Raw genomic sequence first — 18,330 nt, 5'->3', positions numbered from 1 at the left:
TAAAGCTGCCCGCGCGTCCGTGACATTTCGTCAGCCAGCACCCGGCTGGGGACGCACGATCGTTCAAGACATCCGGCGCGGCCTTGTCGTACCGTCCCTGCATCGTCGATCGTCGCAAGATGCAGGGACGCCAGGTGGCCGAACAGATCCTCTCCCATGCGGAACTATGGCAACGCTTGCTCACGCTTGTCCTGGCATCGACGGTCGTCATGGGTAGTCCGGGGCCGGCGACGATCAGCGTCGCCGCCGTCGGGGCCGCTTTCGGCCTGCGCTATTCGCTGTGCTACGCCTCCGGCGTCATTGCTGGCACCATCGCGGTGCTTTTGGTGGTGACGACGGGCGTCATGGTAATGCTTGCCTCAGTACCGAACCTGACGCCGCTGCTGGCCGCGGCGTCCGCGGCCTACATACTCTACCTTGCTTTCAAGATCGCAACGGCCCCGCCCGTGGCGGCGCGCACCGACGGGGCCGCGCTTCCCACATTCCTGGGTGGCCTCCTTCTGGCCGTCGCCAATCCAAAAGCCTATGTGGCGATTGCCGCCGTGTTCGCCGCCACGCCATCGTACGATCTCGACACGCGGCTCAAGCTGGTGGTTCTAGCCGTGATGATCGTCGCGATCCACGTCCTGTGGCTTCTCGCCGGGGCAGCGTTTGCGCGCTTCCTGCGCCGGCCGCGCGCCTCGCGAATCATCAATCTGATTTTTGCGGCGATACTGGTTTTGACCACGGCATTGGCTGCGTTAGCCTGAAGGCGCCTCAAATCAGTCTTTCGTTTTCGCGGCTGCATCCAGTTCGGCCAGCCGCTTCACCGCCGTCGGCGGCATGGGCGGCGGGTTTGGCGAGCGTGAGGCCTCGACGAGCAGTTGGTCGCAGGCGGCTTCCGTCTCGCCGATCAGCCGTTCCATGAATTCCTCCTTGTCCAGTCCCGGTGGGATCGGCGCCAGGAAGCGAGCCTTTATGGTGCCGGGATAGCGCATGAATTTCCGGCGTGGCCAGTAGAGGCCGGCGACATGGGCGACCGGCACCACCGGAACGCCAAGTTGTGCATAGAGTTCGACGATGCCGTATTTGTAGGCCGGCTCGTCGCCCGGTGGTCGGCGCGTGCCCTCGGGATAGATGATCAGCTGGCGGGGGTTGCGCGCCATTTCCTGCCTGGTGGCGGCGACCACCGCTTTCAGCGCTTTCGAGCGGCTGCCGCGGTCGACCGGGATCATCCGCATCTTCATGATGTACCAGCCGAAGAACGGGATCCAGGTCAGCTCGCGCTTCAGAATGTAGAGCGGGTCGTTGAGGAAGGGGAAAAAGGCGATCGCGTCCCAGAAAGACTGGTGCTTGGGTGCCAGGATGAAAGAGCCCTCGGGCAGGTTTTCCAGCCCTGTGATGTCGTTTCCGGTGCCGGCGATCTTGTCGTAGAGCCACATCGAGGTGTGCGACCAGAACTTCGGCACGAACCAGGCGCGATGGCGCGGCGACAGAAAATAGTAGGGCGTCCAGAGGATCATCTGGACAATCAAATTGACGTAGAAGACGAGGTTGAACGCCAACGAGCGGATATAGAGCATGTGGGAAGTGCCCGGTGAGGAAGTGTGCGTTGGTTACACCAAGCGCGGGCAAAAAGGAAACGGCGCGATGGGCGGAGATCGGTCTGGCCGGCAATGAGCCGCAGCCCGCTCCTTCTCCCGGTCTACCACCTGCCTCAAGCCTGCCACGTGGCCTGCGCCAGGCGCTCCTTGAGGCGCGGGGCGGCGAAATCGAGGAAGGCGCGCAGTTTTACCGGCAGCAGGCCCTGGCCGGCATGCACGAGGTTCACCGGCCATGGCTGCGGCTCGAACGCTTCCAGCACTGGGCAGAGCATACCCGAGCGCACCGCGGCGGCGATCTGGTAGGAAAGCACTCTTGTCACGCCGACACCGGCAATCGCCGCATCGATCGCTGCTTCCGCGGTGTTGACCCGAAGCCTGGAGCGGATCGGGACAGCGCGTTCGGTCTTGCCTGCGGCAAAGGTCCACGTGGCCGGAGAGGTCAGCCCCTCGAAGGCGATGCAGCTGTGCGCGGCAAGGTCGTTCGGGGTCTTTGGCGTTCCGTGTTCGGCCAGATAGGCCGGGCTCGCGCAAACAACGCGACGGATCGAGCCGACGCGGACGGCGACCAGGCTTGAATCGGGAAGCTGGCCGATGCGGATGGCGAGATCGATATGTTCCTCGATCAATTGGGTTATCCGGTCTGCAAGCGTCAGGCGGATGTCCACGTCGGGGTAGGCTGCGAGGAAACCGGTGACGACCGGCAACACGTGCAGGCGGCCAAAGACGATCGGCGCGGTGACGATCAATTCGCCGGTCGGGGTGCTGTATTCGCCGGCGGCGGCACGCTCGGCCTCGCCGACCTCCTCCAGAATGCGGCGGCAGGCGGCGAGATAGGCATGGCCGGCATCGGTCAGCGTCAGCCGCCGCGTCGAGCGGTTCAGGAGACGCGTGTTCAGGTGCCGCTCCAGGTCGGAGACCTTGCGGCTGACCGTTGCAAGCGGAATACCGAAATGGCGCCCCGCGGCCGAAAGGCTGCCGGTCTCCGCGGCGGTGACGAAAAGCGACATGGCTTCGAAACGATCCATAGGTTCTTCCGGAAAATGGAAGGATAGATTGCAAATCTGCCATCTGCATCCGAAAGATGGAAGGCTCTATTTAGGATGGACTATGGTTCGAGACTTTGCCTGAAGGAGGCTTCCATGAACGCCCATGCTTTCACCAGCGACGTCGCCTTTACACCGACCGTCAAGGCGATCCAGGCCCGCAAAGGCTCTCGCGCCGCCTATGCCCGGGTCGAGGAGCGCGGTGGCTGGCAAGCCGACATCACGCCCGATCTCGCCGCCTTCATCGAGGCGCAGACCAGCGTCTTCCTCTCGACGGCCAATAGCGAGGGCCAGCCCTACATCCAGCATCGCGGCGGGCCGGCCGGCTTCCTCAAGGTGCTCGACGAGCGGACGATTGGATTCACGGATTTCGCCGGCAACCGGCAATTCATCACCCAGGGCAATCTGGATGACAACCCGCGCGCCTTCCTGTTCCTGATCGACTATGCGCACCGGCAGCGCATCAAGATCTGGGGCAAAGCGCGCGTGATCGAGAACGACGCCGAGCTGATGGGGAAACTGATGCCGGAGGGTTACAAGGCGCGCCCCGAGCAGATCATCCTGTTCACGGTCTCGGCCTGGGATGCCAATTGCCCGCAGCACATCCCGCAACGTTTCGAAGCGTCTGATGTGGCCGCGGCGCTGGCCGAGCGGGACAAGCGTATCGAATGGCTCGAACAGGAGATCGCGCGCCTGCGCGGCATTCCAAGCACTCCGGGCAAAGGATAATGCTGCCACTCCGGGTCCCAGGGACAGCTTAATTCGGTGCGGCGGCCTCGGCCAACGCGATGCCGTCAGGCGTTGGCTTCACCGGTACGATGCCGCGCGCCAGCGCCAGAAGATACTTGTTGTATTCGGTGAACAGCACGCGCAACGCTTTGGGCTTGGTCAGCCAGCCGCCATTGTCGAGTTTGGTGTTGACCACCGGATAGGGCTCGAGCTTGGCGCCATGCAAGAGCCTGCCCATTTCCAGCAGGCTGCGCGGCATGTGATAGTTATTGGTGACGAGGATTACGGTGCCGTAGGCGTGGTCTTCCACCCATTTGGCGCTTTCCTCGGCATTGCCGATCGTGTCGAGCGCGGCGCGGTCGATGTCGACGCAGCAGGAAAACAGTTTCGTGTCGCCGCCGGTCGCGGCCTGCAACTGGCGGCGGCTGGCGGATGGGTGCACGCCGCTGATCAGCAGCCGCTCGCCCTTGCCGGATGCAAGCAGGCTCATCGCCGCGTCAAGGCGCGACTGGCCACCGGTCAAAACGATGATGGCATCGGCCTTAGCCGGATTGGCCGGCGTCGTCAGATGGCTGACAGTATTGGCAAAGAGAGCAAAGCCGCCGACAAAAACCGCTATCAGCCCGAGCACGGAAAACGCGCAGACACGGATTATGGAATTTAGCCGGCCAAGTTTGCCAAAGCCGCGCGAAAGCATGACCAGAACTGGCATGCGTCCAGCCGTATCGATCGAGTCCCTCGCGTCCATCATCTCATGGTTAACCCCGAATTGCGGCCTTTGGTAGGTCGAAGTCGCACTTTGCGTTACGGCAGGTTTTCATCCGTGATCGATCCTTTTGTGCATGTCGTCGTCAAAACCGGTTTCCATTTTTGGGCAGCATGCATTAGCCGCCGTCAGGCTGGCGAACATCGATGTCGCTGAGATAGGCAACGACGGTGACATGGGAGGTCGCCGCCGTCAGTGCGCCGATGATCAGCACCATGAGGGCGACGCCGAAATAGCCGGCCGAACCGATGGCGAAATTGCCGAACAGGGCAGTCGCCTGGTCGGCCTGCGGCGTCGCCATGTTGCGCGACGACCACCATGAGAAGACGATGAAGACGAGTATTGCCGCCGCACCGCCGGCGGCCGCGCCCTTCATGCCGGTGACCAGGAAATGATGGCGGAATTCGCGAGCGATGAAGCGCGCCTCGGCGCCGACGAAATGCAGCACCTCAATGATGTGGCCATTACCGGCCATGGCACCGCGCGTGGCGAACACCACGGTCAGCACGGTCGCCGACAGCATCAGCGCCAGCACGGCAATGCCGATGGTCACCGTGGTGCGGGCCATGGCGACCAGACGATCGACCCAAGTGCGATGGTCGTCGAGGGACGCGCTCGGCAGCTTCGGTGTGATCGCCGCGCGCATGGCGGCGAAGTCGGGCGGGTTGTTCTCGTCGATGGTGACGATGATCAGACGCGGCACCGGCAGTTCGTCGATGTTGAGACCCGAGCCCAGCCACGGCTCCAAAAGCCGTGCCGTGGCGTCGCGGTCGATGATCCTTGTGGCCTTGACGCCCGGAAATTCGCCGGCGATCCCGGAGGCCTGGGCGAGGGCAGCCTCCATGTCGAGACCTTCGACCGGCTTGATCTGGATCGTCGCCTCGCGCGAAATCTGGTTCTCCCAGACCGAGGCGGTGTCGCGCACCAGCGTCACCGCGCCGAAGGTCAGGCAGGACAGGAACGTCATGATGGCGATCACCAGCACCAGCGCCCGGCCAGCGATGTTCTGCGCCGGCACGATCGGCGCCATCTTGCGCTGGGCGCGGGGTTTTATCCCGGTCTCTTCGATGCCCTGATCCTGGAGATGTTCAGCGGGAAGGTCAGTCATAGATATCCAACCTTCCGCCGGCCAGAATCATGCGCCGCGCGTCGACCTGCTCCATCAGGCCGAGGTCGTGCGTTGCGATCACCACCGCGGTGCCCAGCCGGTTGAGTTCGATAAACAGCCTGAGCAGGCGTCGCGCCAATGGCGGGTCGACATTGCCGGTCGGCTCGTCGGCCAGCAGGATCTCGGGCTGCTCGATCAGCGCCCTGGCGATCGCGGCGCGCTGCTTCTCGCCGCCCGACAGCACCGGCGGCAGCACATGCATGCGTTCGCCGAGGCCGACCCATTTCAGCAATTCGGTGACGTCTGTGCGGTAGCTCATCTCCTCGCGCCCGCGCACGCGCAGCGGCAAGGCGACATTCTCGTAGGTCGTCATGTGGTCGAGCAGGCGAAAGTCCTGGAACACCACGCCGATGCGCCGCCTGAGATGCGGCAGTTCGGCGCGCGAGATGCGCGAGCGGTCCTTGCCGAAGATGGTGATCAACCCGCGCGTCGGCTTGAGCGACATGAACAAAAGCCGCAGCAGCGTCGTCTTGCCGGCGCCCGAAGGCCCGCTCAGGAACTGGAAGGAACGCTCCGGTATGTGCAGGGAAATGTCGCGGAGAATTTCCGGACCCATGCCATAGCGGAGGCCGACATTTTCGAAGCGGATCACGTTCGACGACCTGAAACTTGCGGTGGCGAAACGCCAGCCTTTTCCTGGAAAAGACCATCGGCCGGCATGGTTAACCCTTGGTTAATTTTCGATGTTTTTCGGTTCGTCACAGGGATTCCGGAGGGGAAGCGTTAACCATTTCCGTTTACGCAAAAGAAACGAAGAGCGAACAAGTGGTGTAGTGCTGGGCCATGATGGCTGAGGATCGAACCGCGCGCCCGGTTTCCGGCGAAATCATGACGGATATGGCCGTCGTGCCGGAACGCGTCATGCGTGGTCCAGCCGATGATATTGTCGAAGCCGACTACGAAGTCCTGCCGGGCGCCGCTCCAGGTATCGATCCTTCATCGCCGCCTTCGCGCGTGATCGACACGCCACCGATCGAAGGCATGGGCATGTTGCGTAAGCCCGAAGCCGCCGCGGAGCGGCCGCTGGCGTCGCGCGGCGGGCCGATCTTCTGGATCGCCGGCCTCAGCGCTGCCTTTGCGGCCTTCTGGGTCTCGGGTGGCCACGCGCTGGTGCGCCATGCGCCCTTCTGGGCTGTCGAGCAGCCGGTCGGTGTCGCACTCAGCATTTCCGGCGTCACCTCCCGCGTCGATGCGTCCGGCCCCGATCCGGTGCTGCTCGTCAATGCCGAGGCGAGCAATGACGGGACGAAGGTTGCGCAATTGCCACCACTGGAAATCCGGGTCACCGGCAATGACGGGCGCATCGCCCGCTACACGCTGGGGACGTCCAATCGTCCGCTGGCGCCCGGCGAAAGATTTGGCTTTTCCAGCCGGCTCGACGTGCCTAGAAACGGCGTGAAGACCGTCTCGGTCACTTTCGCCAGTTAGGGTGTGTTGATATTCAGGTGATGCCGGCCTGACCTCAATAGCAACATACCCAGGCGGTCATTTGGGGAAAGCGAAGAATGCCAATCGTGCGCGGCAAGGACATCGAAGTCCTGTTTTCGGCATCGGCGATCGCCCGCCGCAATCTGGAACTGGCCAAGGAGATCGCCGGCCACGACTACCAGGATCTTCTGGTGATTTCGGTGCTGAAAGGCTCGTTCATCTTCGCCGCCGATCTCATCCGCGCCATGCATGATGCCGGCCTGTCCCCCGAGGTCGAGTTCATCTTTATCTCCAGCTACGGCGCCGGTACCACCAGCGGCGAGGTGAGGGTGCTGCGCGACATCGACAATGAAGTCGCCGGCCGCGACGTGCTGTTGATCGACGACATCCTCGAATCCGGCAAGACGCTGTCCTTCACCCGCGACCTGATGTTGTCGCGCGGCGCCAAAAGCTGCGCCATCGCCGTGCTGCTCGACAAGCGCATGCGGCGCCAGACCGCGCTCAGTGCCGATTATGTCGGCTTCGACTGTCCCGACTATTTCGTCGTCGGCTACGGCATGGATGTCGCCCACGCCTTTCGCGAATTGCCCTTCGTCGGTGTCGTCAAAGGCGACGCTTAGATTTGTCTTCGACGCCAGTTGCAGTTCAGGAAAAGTCAACTTTTCCCCGCCAAGTATTCGCGCCATGGCAAAGCTCCTGATCGTCGAGGACGACGAGTCCGTCCGCACCCTCGCCGCCCGCGCGCTCGAACGCGCTGGGCACAATGTTGCCATCGCCGCCGACGGTGCGCAAGGGCTTGCCCTGATCCGCGCCGCATCTGGCGGCTACGACCTCGTCCTGTCCGACATCCGCATGCCGGAGATGGACGGCATCGAGATGGCCAAGGCGGCGGCCAGTCTGTTTCCGGGAATGAAGATCATGCTGATGACCGGCTATGCCGACCAGCGCGAACGCGCCGAGGAACTGAACGGCATCATTCGCGATGTCGTGCAGAAACCGTTCACGCTGGCCGAAATCCGCGCGCGGATCGAGCAGGCGCTCGCCTGTTTCGCCTGACTATTTGTTTAGCCGCATTTATGCGGACGCCAAATGATTCCATTTGGCTGCAAAATGCTCTGATCAGGCGGGATCGCAGGTCGCCGCAATTGCCGGTTCGCCGATCCGGCGTCGACTGACATTGAGCGCGAACAGGCCAGCGCCGATGATGAGGGCGGCGCCGATGACGGTGGTCGCTCGCGGCACCTCGGCAAAGAACAGGAAACCCCACAGCGGCGTCCAGATGATGCCGGTGTACTCGAAGGTGGCGACGCGGTTGGCGGGCGCCAGCCGGTAGGCTTGCGACAGCAGGATCATCCCGGCGGCGGCGACGAAGCCGCAGGCGCCCATCTTCAGGAAGTCGACCGTCGTCGGCCAGATCCATGGCCTGACGAGGAATTCGAGGCTCGGGTGTGCTGCGTGGGTTACCCCAGCAAGCCAGAACAGTCCGGCGACCACCGCAGCACCCACCAGATAGGCGCCGTTCTGGTAAAACGCCATGACGGTGGAGGATTCGGTGTCGCCGATCTTGCGGGCCATCAGCTGCGAAAAGCCGTAAAGCGCCGCCGAGGCCAGCGACAGCAGCGCTGCCCAGTCGAACAGACCGGCGCCGGGCCGCACCATCACCAGCACGCCGAGCAGGCCGACCAGCACGGTTGTTAGCGTCCGCCAGGATACATGTTCGCCAAGGTAGGGTCCGGCCAGCGCCATGATGAACAGCGGCGCCATGAAGTAAAGCGCCACAGCGTCAGCCAATGGCAAGGCGGCGATCGCAAGATAGTAGACGGTATAGGACGAGAACTGGATGAAGGCGCGCGCCGTCAGCATGCCAAACCGCTTCGACAGTATTGCCTGCAATCCGACATCGGCATGGACGAGGAAGATCAGGATCGGCAGGGCGACGATCGAGCGAATGGCCATCACCTCGGTCACCGGATAGGTGCTCGACACGGCCTTGACCAGCGGATCCTGGAGCGAGAACACCAGCACGCCGAGGCAAAGACTTGCCATGCCGAGGACGATCCGGTTCTGCATGCGATTTCACAGGCTCCCTGCGCGCGGTCCGAAAACCGTGCCTGTTTCTTGTTTCTATGCATGTCGTTGTCCCAAAATCGCTGCGCACTTTTGGGCGACATGCCTCAAAAAGAACCCGCCACCGTTTCGGGCAGCGGGTATGAGTGAGGACTCTTCAGATTGGTCCGCGGCCGATTTCGCGGCTGCATATCCAATGGGTGGACAGACTATCGTCTCGCGTTTGACATGTTGCAAACGAATTGGAATGATGCCTGCAATCAGATTTTCTTATGGCGAGACAGCATGCGGCCGATCCTCGACAGCGACCTGCTGCGCACCTTCGTCGCGGTTGCCGACACCGGCAATTTCACCAAGGCGGCCGAGCAGGCCGGCCGCACCCAGTCAGCGGTTTCGATGCAGATGAAGAAGCTGGAAAGCCTGGTCGGCGACAGCCTGTTTGAGCGCGGCTCGCGCGGCGTGGCGCTGACGCGGCGCGGCGGCGAGCTTATCGGCAACGCCCGGCGCATCGTGTCGCTGCTCGAGGAGACCGCGGCGTCGATGGCCGCGGCGCCGCTTGGCGGGCCGGTGCGCATCGGCATCCCGGAAGAATATGGCCACGCCATCCTGTCGCGCGCGCTCGGCGCCTTTGCCAAGCGCCATCCTCAGGTCGAAGTGACCGTCCGCTACGCGCATTCCTGGGCACAGGTAGCGGCGCTCGCCGCTGGCGAGCTCGATCTGGCGGTGGTGTTCGAATGGCAGGATCTTTCCGGCGGCGAGGTGCTGATGCAGGACCCGACCGTATGGGTGACGTCGGAGCTGCATCACATGCATGAGGAGCGGCCGGTGCCGATCGCACTCTACAATCGTGCCGGCTGGTGCAAGGATTTCGCCATCAAATCGCTGGAGCAGCGCGGCCTCGCCTATCGCGTCGCCTATACCAGCGATACCAATGGCGGCCTCAAGCTCGCCGTCACCTCCGGGCTGGCGATCGCGCCGATCTCGCGCAGCAACATACCTGCCGGCTGTCGTGAGCTGAGCGCCGCCGACGGGTTTGGCGACATCGACGCTTCGAATGTCGTGCTGCGCCGCAATCCGAACGCCTCCGGCGAGGCCATAGACGGCATGGAAGAGGCAATCCGCGAGGCGTTCACCAACCGGTAGGGCAAAGGTGGAGCAAGTTGCTACCGAATGTCCTCGTAGAAAGTCAGCCGGTTGCCGAATGGATCGCCGACGGTGATTTCTCTCGTCTTCCACGGCGTCTCTTCAAGCCCCGGCCTGGCGAAGCGGTAATTCCTGGTCGTCAATTCGCGGTGCAACCCCGCAATGTCGGCCACCTCGATCCGCACGTTGGCGCCTGGCGCGCCGTCGCCGTGATGTTCGCTCAGATGCAGCACGCAGCCGTCGCGCGAAATTCCCATATAGAGGGGAGCGTTGTCGTCGAAGCGGTGCTCGAACTGCACTTCGAAACCAAGGAAGCCGACATAGAACTCATGGGCCTTGGCGATGTCGAACATGCGCAGGATCGGGGTGACGGCGCCGAGTTTCACCATGGTGATCTCAATGGTTCGATGTTTGAGGCAATAGCAGAGGTTTATTTCAGCTCCAGCAGCCGCTCAAGATAGCTGCGCTCGATGTCGGGGCTGAGCGCATTGCCAAGCCGCTTGCGGATCGCTTCGAGGATCTGGCGGGCGCGCTGGACATCGATCTCGTCCGGCACCTTCACCGATTCGCCGAAATCGGGGCCTTGGGTGGCGCGCGGCCGGCCGAGCGGGTCGCGGTCGGCGTTCTGTTGGCGGCCGCCTTCTCCGTCGCCGCCCTGGTCGCCCTGCATGGCCTGCAATTGCTTCATCATGTCCTTGGCGCCCTTGCGCAACGCCTCCAGCGCCCGGCCCTGATGGCCGACAGCCTGATCGCCGTCGCCTTCGCCAAGCGACTGTTCGGCATTGCCCATGGATTTGCCGGCCTCGCCAAATCCCTCATTGGGCTCGAGACCCATACCCTCGAGGCCTTTCTTCAGTTGCTCGAGGTCGCTTTGCAGCTTGCCCTGGCCTTCCTGCAACTGCTTCAGCGCATCGGCGAATTCCTGCGGCGTCATCGGCTTCTGCCGGCCAAGCGGATCGCGGTCGTCGCCCGGGCCGGGCTTGCCCTCTTCGCCCATCGGACCCTGCTCGCCATTCTCGCCGAGCTGCTCGTCGCGGTTCTCCCCGCGCTGGCGCTGGCCGCGCTGCATCTGGTCCATGCGGAACGTGTCGTTCATCATCTCCTGCTGGCGCCGCATGATCTCGCCGAGCTTGTCCATTTGCTGGCGCATCTCGCTGTCCTGCTCGCCACCACCCTGTTGCTGGCGTCCGGCCTGCAGGTTGTTCATCATGTCCTGCAGTTGCGACAGTAGCTGCTGCGCTTTGTCGCGATCGCCTGATTTCGCCAGATTCTCGATCTGGTCCATCATGCGTTCGATGTCGCTCTGGCGCAGTTCCTGGCCATTCTGCTGCATCTGCGGGGCATTCGGGTTCTGCTGCGCGCGCGCCGCGAATTCCTGCAGGAACTGGTTCATCGCCTCGCGCAGTTCCTTCATCGCCTTGTCGATTTCCGCATCGCTGGCGCCGTTCTTGATGGCGTCCTGCAGCGCCTGCTGCGCCTGGCGCAGCCGCCTCTCGGCCGCCGACAGATTGCCCTCCTCAATGCCGAGCGCGATCTCCCAGAGATAGGACACCTCGTCGCGCAACTGGTCGTCGCTGTCGGCCATCTTCAAGCGGCTGCGGGCGCTCATGATGGCGAGGTAGTGAGCCATGTTGTCGAACGTGTCTTCGGGCCGGAGCGTGATCGCGTCCATCAGGTCGAGCACGCGGCTCTTGGTATTGGCGTCGAGCGCCAGCATACGGCGCTGCTCGATCACGGCACGCGCCAGCGGATTCAGGAAAGGCCGCTCCGGCATCACCAGCGTCTTGATTTCGGTGGTTGCCGTATGTCCGGCATCATCGGTGGCGACAAGCGTCAGCCTGACTTTGCCGCCGGCCCAGACATGTTCGGTCAGGTCCTTCGTGGTCTTGGCGGCATTGGCCTTGCCGCCGCGGCGCGGCAATGCCAGCGGCATTTCCGGCGAGCCATAAAGCGGGCGTGCATTCGGCGCCTGCGGGTCGGCCAAGGCGAACTTAGCGATGGCCGTGGCCGCGCCATAGTCGTCGTCGATCTGATAGTTGAGTTCGAAGGCGCCATTGGCGGCGCGCTTGGGCTCGCCGACGAAGCGGATCTGCGGCGGCTTGTCGGGGATCACCGCGAAGGCCCAGCGGCCAAGTTCGTCGTCAGCCGATTTCAGCGTCAGCGTGCCATTGGCCGTCAGCTTGCCGGTGAACTGGCGCACCGCGGAAGGAGGCGCCGGGTTTGCCGGCGGCTTGGCTGTCGCGGCCTGCGGGTCGATGGCGCGGGCATTGCCGCGGGCGTCCGCGTAACTCAGCGTTTCCTCACCCGAACCGCCGGTGACGCGCAGCGAGACGTCACTGCCTTCCGGCACGGTGAAGGCGGGCGCCGCCTGATTGGCGTTGGCGGCAGTGGCGACAGGGGCGGTAAGGAAGATCGGCGGCTTGCCGGTATAGGCAGGCGGCGTCACCCAGGCGTCGATGCGCGGCGGCACTGCGTCACGCGCCGCATTGGCGCTGAATCCGTCCATCATGCGGCCGCCGGACGGCCCGAAGGAAAAGGCAAAGGCGGTGACGAGCAGAAGCGCCGCCACGGCGCGCAGTCCCCAGGGGTCGCGCTCAGGCACGCGTGTGCGTGGCAGGTCGGCGCCGAGGTGGTCGAGCTTTTCGGCCATGCGCTTCTGATGCTCGCGCCACAATGCCCGCGAAAAGCCGCTTTCCTTGCCGCTCGGCCGGTCAGTCTGTACCAGCACCGGACTGTGGAGCAGTTCGTTGGCCGCCTCTATGCGCCTGTCGACCTCGGCGCTCGACGGCATCCGGAAGAAACGCAAGGGATAGAGCGCGGCAAGGGCTGCAATGCCGAACGCCGCGACAAGGCCGATGCGCGCCATGTCCGGCAGAAGGGGGAATAGGCCGAGCCACGAGACGCTGAGGAACAGGCTGGCAACGATGATCAGCGGCAGCAGCAGCGGCCAGCCGCGCTCGACCGTCATGGAAACCCGCGTCGCCAGCCGGCTCAAGGCAAGGCGCCCGGCCAGGCTGCGATCGCTGCTCAAGGTGGGTCGTTGCGTCATCGGCCCTTCCTGATCGGGCGGGATGGCCCGAACCTCACAACGCTATCCAAGCGGATGCACGTCGCTCTAAAGAATACCAGCAAACACGGCGAAGGCGAGGCGGTTCCCTAAAACGTGAAGGGGATTGCAGCCGTTATTGTCAGAATTTCGCCGGATTCGTGTTCGCGCCGCAGACCAGAACGGCAATGCGCTCGCCCGCAGACGCTACGTAGCGGCCCGACAGGAGCGCCGCGAAGGCCGCGGCACCGCCCGGTTCGGAGATGATTCGCACCCGGTCCCAAAGCGCGGCCTGCGCGGCGATGATGTCGTCGTCGCTGACCAGTATGGAGCGTTCGACGAAGGCCTCGGCGATCGGGAACATCATTTCGCCGACGCGCTTGGGCGCCAGCGAATCGGCGGCGATGCCTTCCGCCGGCGCATCGACGGGCCGCCCGGCCTCGAAGGCACGGTAAAGCGTCGGCGCGCCCTCCGGCTCGACGGCGATGATCCTGATGCGGCCGGCAAACCAGGCAGCGATGCCGCCGATCAGTCCGCCGCCGCCGACGGCGACCAGAAGCGTGTCGAGCTCGGGCAGGTCTCTCCCGATCTCGAGACCGAGCGTGCCTTGCCCGACCAGCGTTTCCTCCTGGTTGAAGGCGTGGATCTGCAGCGCGCCAGTCTTTTCGGCGAAGCTTTCGCTGGCGGCCAATGCTTCAGCATAGCGGGCGCCGCCGACAATTAGCTCGGCGCCGTAGCCGCGGATCCGCTCCAACTTGGCCGGCGGGCTCACTTCAGGAACGAAGATGGTCGCCTTGTGGCCGAGCCGCATGGCGGCATAGGCGACCGCGGCACCATGGTTGCCGCCCGATGCGGCGACGACGCCCGCCTTGGGAACCGGTCGTTCGAGAAGATTGGTGAAGGCGCCGCGCGCTTTGAACGAGCCGGAGTGCTGCAGGCATTCAAGCTTCAGGTCGACGCCGAGAGCCGGACGGTCGAAATCGGCCATGTCGACGCGCAGCACCGGCGTGTGGCGCACGAAGGGTCGGATGCGCGGCTCCACGGCGGCGATGCGTTCGCGCGTGATCGTATTTGGCATGGCTCGCTCTCGTTTCCTAGGATTGACATTACTTAGTAACTTAGCAAAATGACTAAATGCAAGAGGTTGACGTTTTCAAAGCGATTGCCAATGAGCGCAGGCTGCAAATCCTCGACTGGCTGAAAGACCCGCGCGCCCATTTTCCACGCCAAGCGGATGGCGATCTGGTCGAGGACGGTGTCTGCGCGCTGCTGATCGCGGAAAAGCTCGGCATAACCCAGGCGACACTCAGCGAGCATATGCGCGTGCTCACCCAAGCAGGGCTTCTGCGCAGCAAACGCATCAAGCAGTGGACGTTTTATCGCCGCGACGAGGGCAGGATCGCCGAGACCAGGGCGCTGGTTCTGCGGAGGATGTAGCGCTTCCGGGATGCCGGCGGCTCTACTTCAACCAATCAGGCACTGAATCCAGTCCGATCAGCTCGTCATAGGTCTGGCGTGGGCGCACGACATGGAAACGGTCACCGTCGACCAGTACTTCCGGCACCAGAAGCCGGGTGTTGTAAGTGCCGGCCTGAACCGCGCCATAGGCGCCGGCGGTGGAAATCGCGATCAGGTCGCCGGCCTTCAGCCGGGGCAGGTCGCGGTCGAGGCCGATATAGTCGCCGGTCTCACAGACCGGGCCGACCACATCCACCGTCATGCGCGGCGCCGTCGCCGGTTGCTGCACCACCGGCCTTATGTCGTGGAAAGCGTCGTAAAGCGTCGGCCGGATCAGGTCGTTCATGGCGGCATCGACGACGAGGAAGTTCTTGGCGTCGCCTTCCTTCACGAAGATGACTTGCGAGACCAGGATGCCGGCATTGCCTGATATCAGCCGGCCGGGCTCGAACATCACCTTCAGCCCGAGCTTGGTGACGTGCTTCCTGACGATCTCGGCATAGGCGTCCGGCAAGGGCGGCGGGGTGTTGTCGACGCGGTAGGGAATGCCGAGGCCGCCGCCGAGATCGATGTGTTCGATGGCGTGGCCGTCGGCGTGCAGCGTGCCGACCAGATCCACCAGCAGGGCAAAGGCGTCGTCGAAGGGCTGCAACTCGGTGATCTGGCTGCCGATATGGGTGTCGATGCCGGTGACCTTGATGCCCGGCAGTTCGGCCGCGCGGGCATAGACCTTTCGCGCCTTCTGCCAGGGAATGCCGAACTTGTTCTCGGCCTTGCCGGTGGAGATCTTCTTGTGGGTCCTGGCATCGACATCGGGGTTGATGCGTAGCGACACCGGCGCGACCTTGCCGAGTGCGTTGGCCCGGGCCGACAGAAGTTCCAGCTCCGGTTCGGATTCGACGTTGAAGCAAAGGATGCCGGCCGAGAGCGCGAAGTCCATTTCGCGAGCGGTCTTGCCGACGCCCGAAAACAGGATCTTGTTGGCCGGGATGCCGGCGGCGAGCGCCCGGCGCAATTCGCCTTCCGAGACCACATCGGCGCCGGCGCCAAGCCTGGCCAGCGTCCGCAGCACCGCCTGGTTGGAATTCGCCTTCATGGCGTAGCAGACCAGCGCGTCGAGCCCGGCAAAAGCGTCAGTGAAGACGCGAAAATGCCTGGTCAGCGTCGCCGTCGAATAACAGTAGAAAGGCGTGCCGACGCTGGCCGCGATGTCTGAAATGGCCACGTCCTCGGCATGCAGCACGCCGTCGCGGTAGTCGAAATGGTTCACGAGAATGGTTCCGGAAGTTGGAGCACGATGAGATCGGCTGATCTCATCGGCTCTAGAGCAGCGGGTCGAGGATGAATTTCTTGTCCTCGACCGGTTTTTCCGGCTCCGGCGGGAGCGGCTGCTTGGCCTTCTCGGCGTCCTTGCGGGCCTGCACGGCCGCCTCATAGGGCGTGTCGAGACCGGCTTTCCTGCCGCAGGCCGTGACGGCAACCATCGCCGCGAGCAGCGCGAGCGTCACCAAAATCCTGCTTCCGGTCATCGATCCATCCGTCCGAAACTATTATCCGCCGCCGCTTTTAGCCGAGTTTTCGGCGCATTGCACCCCCTGGCTCAGGCCTTGGCGAGCCGCTTTTTCCAATAGCGTATCTGCTTCCTCACTTCCGACGGTGCGGTGCCGCCGAAGCTGATACGGCTCTTCACCGAATTCTGCACGGCAAGCACCGAAAAGATGTCGGCGGTGATGCCGGCGTGGATGGACTGCAGATCCTCCAGCGACAGCCTATCGAGCCCGACCTTCTTCTCCTCGGCTAGTGCTACGGCGCGGCCGGTGACGTGATGCGCCTCGCGGAAGGGCAGGCCGAGCGTGCGCACCAGCCAGTCGGCAAGATCGGTGGCCGTTGAATAGCCGGCGCCGGCCGCCTTTTTCATCGCAGCGGCGTTCACCGTCATGTCGCGCACCATGCCGGTCATCGCCGCCAGCATCAGGTCGAGCGTTTCGGCGGCGTCGAATACGGATTCCTTGTCTTCCTGCATGTCCTTGCCATAGGTCAGCGGCATGCCCTTCATGACAGTCAGCAGGCCGACAAGATGGCCGGTGACGCGACCGGTCTTGCCGCGCACCAATTCGGCGGCGTCGGGATTCTTCTTCTGCGGCATGATCGAGGAGCCGGTTGAAAATGAGTCCGACAGCCTGACGAAGCCGAATTGCGGCGTCGACCAGATGATGATCTCTTCGGCCAGCCGCGACAGATGCGTGGCGCAGATCGCCGTGATTGCCAGGAATTCCAGCGCGAAATCGCGGTCCGAAACGCCATCGAGAGAATTGCGCATCGGCTCGCGGAAGCCGAGCGCCTTGGCCGTCCGGTGCCGGTCGATGGGAAAGCTGGTGCCGGCAAGGGCGGCGGCCCCCAGCGGGCTTTCGTCCATCCGTTCGATGGCGTCGCGAACGCGCGACAAATCGCGCGAGAACATCTCGACATAGGCCATGCAGTGATGGCCGAAGGTGACTGGCTGCGCCGCCTGCATGTGGGTGAAGCCCGGCATGACCGTTGCCGCGTGCTCTTCGGCCCGCTCCAGGAACGCTGCGATCAAGCCCTTCAGCGCCTCGGCGACGCGGAAACATTCGTCCTTGACCCAGAGCCTCAGGTCGACCGCCACCTGGTCGTTGCGCGAGCGGGCGGTGTGCAGGCGGCCGGCGGCCGGACCGATCAGTTCGGCAAGGCGGGCCTCGACATTCATGTGGATGTCCTCCAGCCGGGTCGAGAACTCGAAGCTGCCGGCCTCGATCTCTGTCAGGATCGTGTTCAGTCCGTGAGCGATTTTTTCTTGATCGGCCGCCGAAATAATGCCCGTTTGCGCCAGCATCTCGCTGTGGGCGATCGAACCTCTGATGTCCTGTGCGTAGAGTTTGCGGTCGAACGAGATCGATGCGTTGATCGCCTCCATGATCGCGGCCGGACCCGAGGCAAAACGTCCGCCCCACATCTGGTTGCTGGCCTTCTTGTCGCTCATCGCTATAACCCGTGCTCCGGAGCAGTTTTAAGACATGGCAGACGGCAATAAATTCTTCCCGGCCCCGCGCCTCATCCTCGCCGCCTTGGTGGCGGGCGTGCTGGCGGGCGCGGTCGCGGTATATGTCAGCGAGAGCGGTTCTGGCAACAACGCACCCGCTGAGGTGGCCGCTGGCGGCAGCAAGGACGATATCGCCTGCGCCGCCAAGGCCGACCGCGCCAAGAAGGTTGCCGCCGCCGCCACCGGCCAGGTCGCGGCTCTTTTGCCGGCTGACCCGCCGCAATCGCTGAAAAGCCTCGCCTTCAATGGCCCCGACGGCAAGCCGATGACGCTCGCCGACCACGCCGGAAAGACGGTGCTGCTCAATCTGTGGGCGACATGGTGCGCGCCCTGCCGCGCCGAAATGCCGGCGCTCGATGCGCTGCAAAAGGACAAAGGCAGCGACGCCTTCCAGGTCGTGGCTGTCAATGTCGATGCCGGCGACGATGCCAAGCCGAAGAAGTTCCTCAGTGACATCGGCGTCGAAGGCCTCGGATTCTACCGCGATGCGACAATGGCGCTGTTCAACGACGTCAAGACACGCGGTCTGGCACTTGGCCTTCCCGTCACCATGCTGATTGATGGCGAAGGCTGCCTGATCGCCCATATGAACGGCCCGGCCGAATGGTCGAGCCCGGACGCCAAACGGCTGGTCGAGACGGCACTGACAAACTAAGCCAAGACGCTCGCGTCACGCAACGCGAACGGTCACCACAAGCGCCTCGTGATCGGAGCTCGGGCGTCCGTCGGGCCGGAAGGACCGCGGGTTTGGTGGCGATAAGCCCACGCGTGAAGAACCGGTCGATCCGTCCGACCGATGCCGGATCGCCCGCTTCGCGGCGCTGGGCAAGCGGAACAC

The 18,330-nt window shown here is 63.7% G+C and carries 20 protein-coding genes; 8 read left to right on the top strand and 12 right to left on the bottom strand.

Features of this window, described 5'->3' with window-relative positions; genetic code table 11:
• The first annotated feature begins 134 nt into the window (after positions 1 to 134).
• A complete protein-coding gene (locus OHD62_RS13465; protein WP_263783258.1) occupies positions 135 to 749 on the top strand; it encodes a LysE family translocator in 615 nt (204 codons plus the stop codon).
• A 12-nt stretch (positions 750 to 761) separates the two neighbouring features.
• On the opposite strand, the gene OHD62_RS13460 is transcribed toward OHD62_RS13465, so the two are convergent.
• Both OHD62_RS13460 and OHD62_RS13455 read right to left on the bottom strand, forming a co-directional pair.
• Complete coding sequence (locus tag OHD62_RS13460; RefSeq protein ID WP_263783256.1) at positions 762 to 1,562, bottom strand: lysophospholipid acyltransferase family protein; 801 nt, start codon at positions 1,560 to 1,562, stop codon at positions 762 to 764.
• A gap of 134 nt (positions 1,563 to 1,696) precedes the next feature.
• Positions 1,697 to 2,608 carry a LysR family transcriptional regulator gene (locus OHD62_RS13455; protein ID WP_263783255.1) on the bottom strand — a complete coding sequence of 304 codons (912 nt, stop codon included), beginning with the start codon at positions 2,606 to 2,608 and terminating at the stop codon, positions 1,697 to 1,699.
• A 114-nt stretch (positions 2,609 to 2,722) separates the two neighbouring features.
• Between OHD62_RS13455 and OHD62_RS13450 the strand changes: the two genes are divergently transcribed.
• A complete protein-coding gene (locus tag OHD62_RS13450; protein WP_263783253.1) occupies positions 2,723 to 3,355 on the top strand; it encodes a pyridoxamine 5'-phosphate oxidase family protein in 633 nt (210 codons plus the stop codon).
• 28 nt (positions 3,356 to 3,383) lie between these two features.
• On the opposite strand, the gene OHD62_RS13445 is transcribed toward OHD62_RS13450, so the two are convergent.
• From OHD62_RS13445 to ftsE, 3 genes are all read right to left on the bottom strand, one after another.
• On the bottom strand, positions 3,384 to 4,106 hold the full coding sequence (locus OHD62_RS13445) for a YdcF family protein (protein WP_263783251.1): 723 nt from the start codon (positions 4,104 to 4,106) through the stop codon (positions 3,384 to 3,386).
• 133 nt (positions 4,107 to 4,239) lie between these two features.
• Positions 4,240 to 5,229 carry a cell division protein FtsX gene (locus tag OHD62_RS13440; RefSeq protein ID WP_263783250.1) on the bottom strand — a complete coding sequence of 330 codons (990 nt, stop codon included), beginning with the start codon at positions 5,227 to 5,229 and terminating at the stop codon, positions 4,240 to 4,242.
• On the bottom strand, positions 5,222 to 5,881 hold the full coding sequence (gene ftsE / locus OHD62_RS13435) for a cell division ATP-binding protein FtsE (protein WP_006328438.1): 660 nt from the start codon (positions 5,879 to 5,881) through the stop codon (positions 5,222 to 5,224). Before ftsE ends, OHD62_RS13440 begins: the two co-directional genes overlap by 8 nt.
• Positions 5,882 to 6,072: 191 nt before the next feature.
• Between ftsE and OHD62_RS13430 the strand changes: the two genes are divergently transcribed.
• The 3 genes from OHD62_RS13430 (at position 6,073) to OHD62_RS13420 (ending at position 7,773) form a co-directional block, all read left to right on the top strand.
• Positions 6,073 to 6,717: a hypothetical protein gene (locus tag OHD62_RS13430; RefSeq protein WP_263783249.1), complete on the top strand. Its 645-nt coding sequence runs from the start codon at positions 6,073 to 6,075 to the stop codon at positions 6,715 to 6,717.
• 77 nt (positions 6,718 to 6,794) lie between these two features.
• Positions 6,795 to 7,337 carry a hypoxanthine phosphoribosyltransferase gene (gene hpt / locus OHD62_RS13425; RefSeq protein WP_263783248.1) on the top strand — a complete coding sequence of 181 codons (543 nt, stop codon included), beginning with the start codon at positions 6,795 to 6,797 and terminating at the stop codon, positions 7,335 to 7,337.
• Positions 7,338 to 7,401: 64 nt separating this feature from the next.
• Complete coding sequence (locus OHD62_RS13420; protein ID WP_263783247.1) at positions 7,402 to 7,773, top strand: response regulator; 372 nt, start codon at positions 7,402 to 7,404, stop codon at positions 7,771 to 7,773.
• A gap of 63 nt (positions 7,774 to 7,836) precedes the next feature.
• On the opposite strand, the gene OHD62_RS13415 is transcribed toward OHD62_RS13420, so the two are convergent.
• Positions 7,837 to 8,787, bottom strand: coding sequence for a DMT family transporter (locus OHD62_RS13415; protein ID WP_263783246.1), 951 nt, complete (start codon positions 8,785 to 8,787; stop codon positions 7,837 to 7,839).
• A 282-nt stretch (positions 8,788 to 9,069) separates the two neighbouring features.
• Between OHD62_RS13415 and OHD62_RS13410 the strand changes: the two genes are divergently transcribed.
• Positions 9,070 to 9,927, top strand: a complete 858-nt coding sequence (locus OHD62_RS13410) for a LysR substrate-binding domain-containing protein (protein WP_263783245.1) — start codon at positions 9,070 to 9,072, stop codon at positions 9,925 to 9,927.
• A 20-nt stretch (positions 9,928 to 9,947) separates the two neighbouring features.
• Here OHD62_RS13410 and OHD62_RS13405 read toward each other — a convergent pair whose 3' ends face one another.
• The 3 genes from OHD62_RS13405 to OHD62_RS13395 form a co-directional block, all read right to left on the bottom strand.
• Positions 9,948 to 10,316 carry a VOC family protein gene (locus tag OHD62_RS13405; RefSeq protein WP_263783244.1) on the bottom strand — a complete coding sequence of 123 codons (369 nt, stop codon included), beginning with the start codon at positions 10,314 to 10,316 and terminating at the stop codon, positions 9,948 to 9,950.
• 41 nt (positions 10,317 to 10,357) lie between these two features.
• The gene (locus tag OHD62_RS13400; RefSeq protein WP_263783243.1) at positions 10,358 to 12,976 is read right to left on the bottom strand and encodes a TIGR02302 family protein; all 2,619 of its coding nucleotides are present in this window, start codon (positions 12,974 to 12,976) and stop codon (positions 10,358 to 10,360) included.
• 139 nt (positions 12,977 to 13,115) lie between these two features.
• Positions 13,116 to 14,051: a threonine/serine dehydratase gene (locus OHD62_RS13395; RefSeq protein ID WP_263783242.1), complete on the bottom strand. Its 936-nt coding sequence runs from the start codon at positions 14,049 to 14,051 to the stop codon at positions 13,116 to 13,118.
• A gap of 56 nt (positions 14,052 to 14,107) precedes the next feature.
• Between OHD62_RS13395 and OHD62_RS13390 the strand changes: the two genes are divergently transcribed.
• Positions 14,108 to 14,410 carry an ArsR/SmtB family transcription factor gene (locus tag OHD62_RS13390; protein ID WP_263783241.1) on the top strand — a complete coding sequence of 101 codons (303 nt, stop codon included), beginning with the start codon at positions 14,108 to 14,110 and terminating at the stop codon, positions 14,408 to 14,410.
• A gap of 22 nt (positions 14,411 to 14,432) precedes the next feature.
• Here OHD62_RS13390 and lysA read toward each other — a convergent pair whose 3' ends face one another.
• The 3 genes from lysA to argH all read right to left on the bottom strand — a co-directional run bounded on the left by lysA (position 14,433) and on the right by argH (position 17,432).
• Positions 14,433 to 15,701, bottom strand: coding sequence for a diaminopimelate decarboxylase (gene lysA / locus OHD62_RS13385; protein ID WP_263783239.1), 1,269 nt, complete (start codon positions 15,699 to 15,701; stop codon positions 14,433 to 14,435).
• Positions 15,702 to 15,753: 52 nt separating this feature from the next.
• Positions 15,754 to 15,960, bottom strand: a complete 207-nt coding sequence (locus OHD62_RS13380; RefSeq protein ID WP_263783238.1) for a hypothetical protein — start codon at positions 15,958 to 15,960, stop codon at positions 15,754 to 15,756.
• A gap of 71 nt (positions 15,961 to 16,031) precedes the next feature.
• Complete coding sequence (gene argH, locus OHD62_RS13375; RefSeq protein ID WP_263783237.1) at positions 16,032 to 17,432, bottom strand: argininosuccinate lyase; 1,401 nt, start codon at positions 17,430 to 17,432, stop codon at positions 16,032 to 16,034.
• 34 nt (positions 17,433 to 17,466) lie between these two features.
• Here argH and tlpA point away from each other — a divergent pair, with 34 nt between their 5' ends.
• Positions 17,467 to 18,147, top strand: a complete 681-nt coding sequence (gene tlpA, locus OHD62_RS13370) for a thiol:disulfide interchange protein TlpA (protein WP_263783236.1) — start codon at positions 17,467 to 17,469, stop codon at positions 18,145 to 18,147.
• Positions 18,148 to 18,330 lie beyond the last annotated feature (183 nt).

It is taken from the genome of Mesorhizobium sp. YC-39, assembly GCF_025753795.1.
Lineage (GTDB): Bacteria > Pseudomonadota > Alphaproteobacteria > Rhizobiales > Rhizobiaceae > Mesorhizobium.
The sequence above is the reverse complement of the archived record's forward strand: the minus strand, read 5'-3'. Positions and strand labels throughout refer to the sequence as shown.

Bases quoted from the DNA above. Each gene is read 5' to 3' on its own strand.
- OHD62_RS13460 (WP_263783256.1), bottom strand. From the start codon at position 1,562: ATGCTCTATATCCGCTCGTTGGCGTTCAACCTCGTCTTCTACGTCAAT.
- OHD62_RS13455 (WP_263783255.1), bottom strand. From the start codon at position 2,608: ATGGATCGTTTCGAAGCCATGTCGCTTTTCGTCACCGCCGCGGAGACC.
- OHD62_RS13450 (WP_263783253.1), top strand. From the start codon at position 2,723: ATGAACGCCCATGCTTTCACCAGCGACGTCGCCTTTACACCGACCGTC.
- OHD62_RS13445 (WP_263783251.1), bottom strand. From the start codon at position 4,106: ATGATGGACGCGAGGGACTCGATCGATACGGCTGGACGCATGCCAGTT.
- OHD62_RS13440 (WP_263783250.1), bottom strand. From the start codon at position 5,229: ATGACTGACCTTCCCGCTGAACATCTCCAGGATCAGGGCATCGAAGAG.
- OHD62_RS13430 (WP_263783249.1), top strand. From the start codon at position 6,073: ATGATGGCTGAGGATCGAACCGCGCGCCCGGTTTCCGGCGAAATCATG.
- hpt (WP_263783248.1), top strand. From the start codon at position 6,795: ATGCCAATCGTGCGCGGCAAGGACATCGAAGTCCTGTTTTCGGCATCG.
- OHD62_RS13420 (WP_263783247.1), top strand. From the start codon at position 7,402: ATGGCAAAGCTCCTGATCGTCGAGGACGACGAGTCCGTCCGCACCCTC.
- OHD62_RS13415 (WP_263783246.1), bottom strand. From the start codon at position 8,787: ATGCAGAACCGGATCGTCCTCGGCATGGCAAGTCTTTGCCTCGGCGTG.
- OHD62_RS13410 (WP_263783245.1), top strand. From the start codon at position 9,070: ATGCGGCCGATCCTCGACAGCGACCTGCTGCGCACCTTCGTCGCGGTT.
- OHD62_RS13405 (WP_263783244.1), bottom strand. From the start codon at position 10,316: ATGGTGAAACTCGGCGCCGTCACCCCGATCCTGCGCATGTTCGACATC.
- OHD62_RS13400 (WP_263783243.1), bottom strand. From the start codon at position 12,976: ATGACGCAACGACCCACCTTGAGCAGCGATCGCAGCCTGGCCGGGCGC.
- OHD62_RS13395 (WP_263783242.1), bottom strand. From the start codon at position 14,051: ATGCCAAATACGATCACGCGCGAACGCATCGCCGCCGTGGAGCCGCGC.
- OHD62_RS13390 (WP_263783241.1), top strand. From the start codon at position 14,108: ATGCAAGAGGTTGACGTTTTCAAAGCGATTGCCAATGAGCGCAGGCTG.
- OHD62_RS13380 (WP_263783238.1), bottom strand. From the start codon at position 15,960: ATGACCGGAAGCAGGATTTTGGTGACGCTCGCGCTGCTCGCGGCGATG.
- argH (WP_263783237.1), bottom strand. From the start codon at position 17,432: ATGAGCGACAAGAAGGCCAGCAACCAGATGTGGGGCGGACGTTTTGCC.
- tlpA (WP_263783236.1), top strand. From the start codon at position 17,467: ATGGCAGACGGCAATAAATTCTTCCCGGCCCCGCGCCTCATCCTCGCC.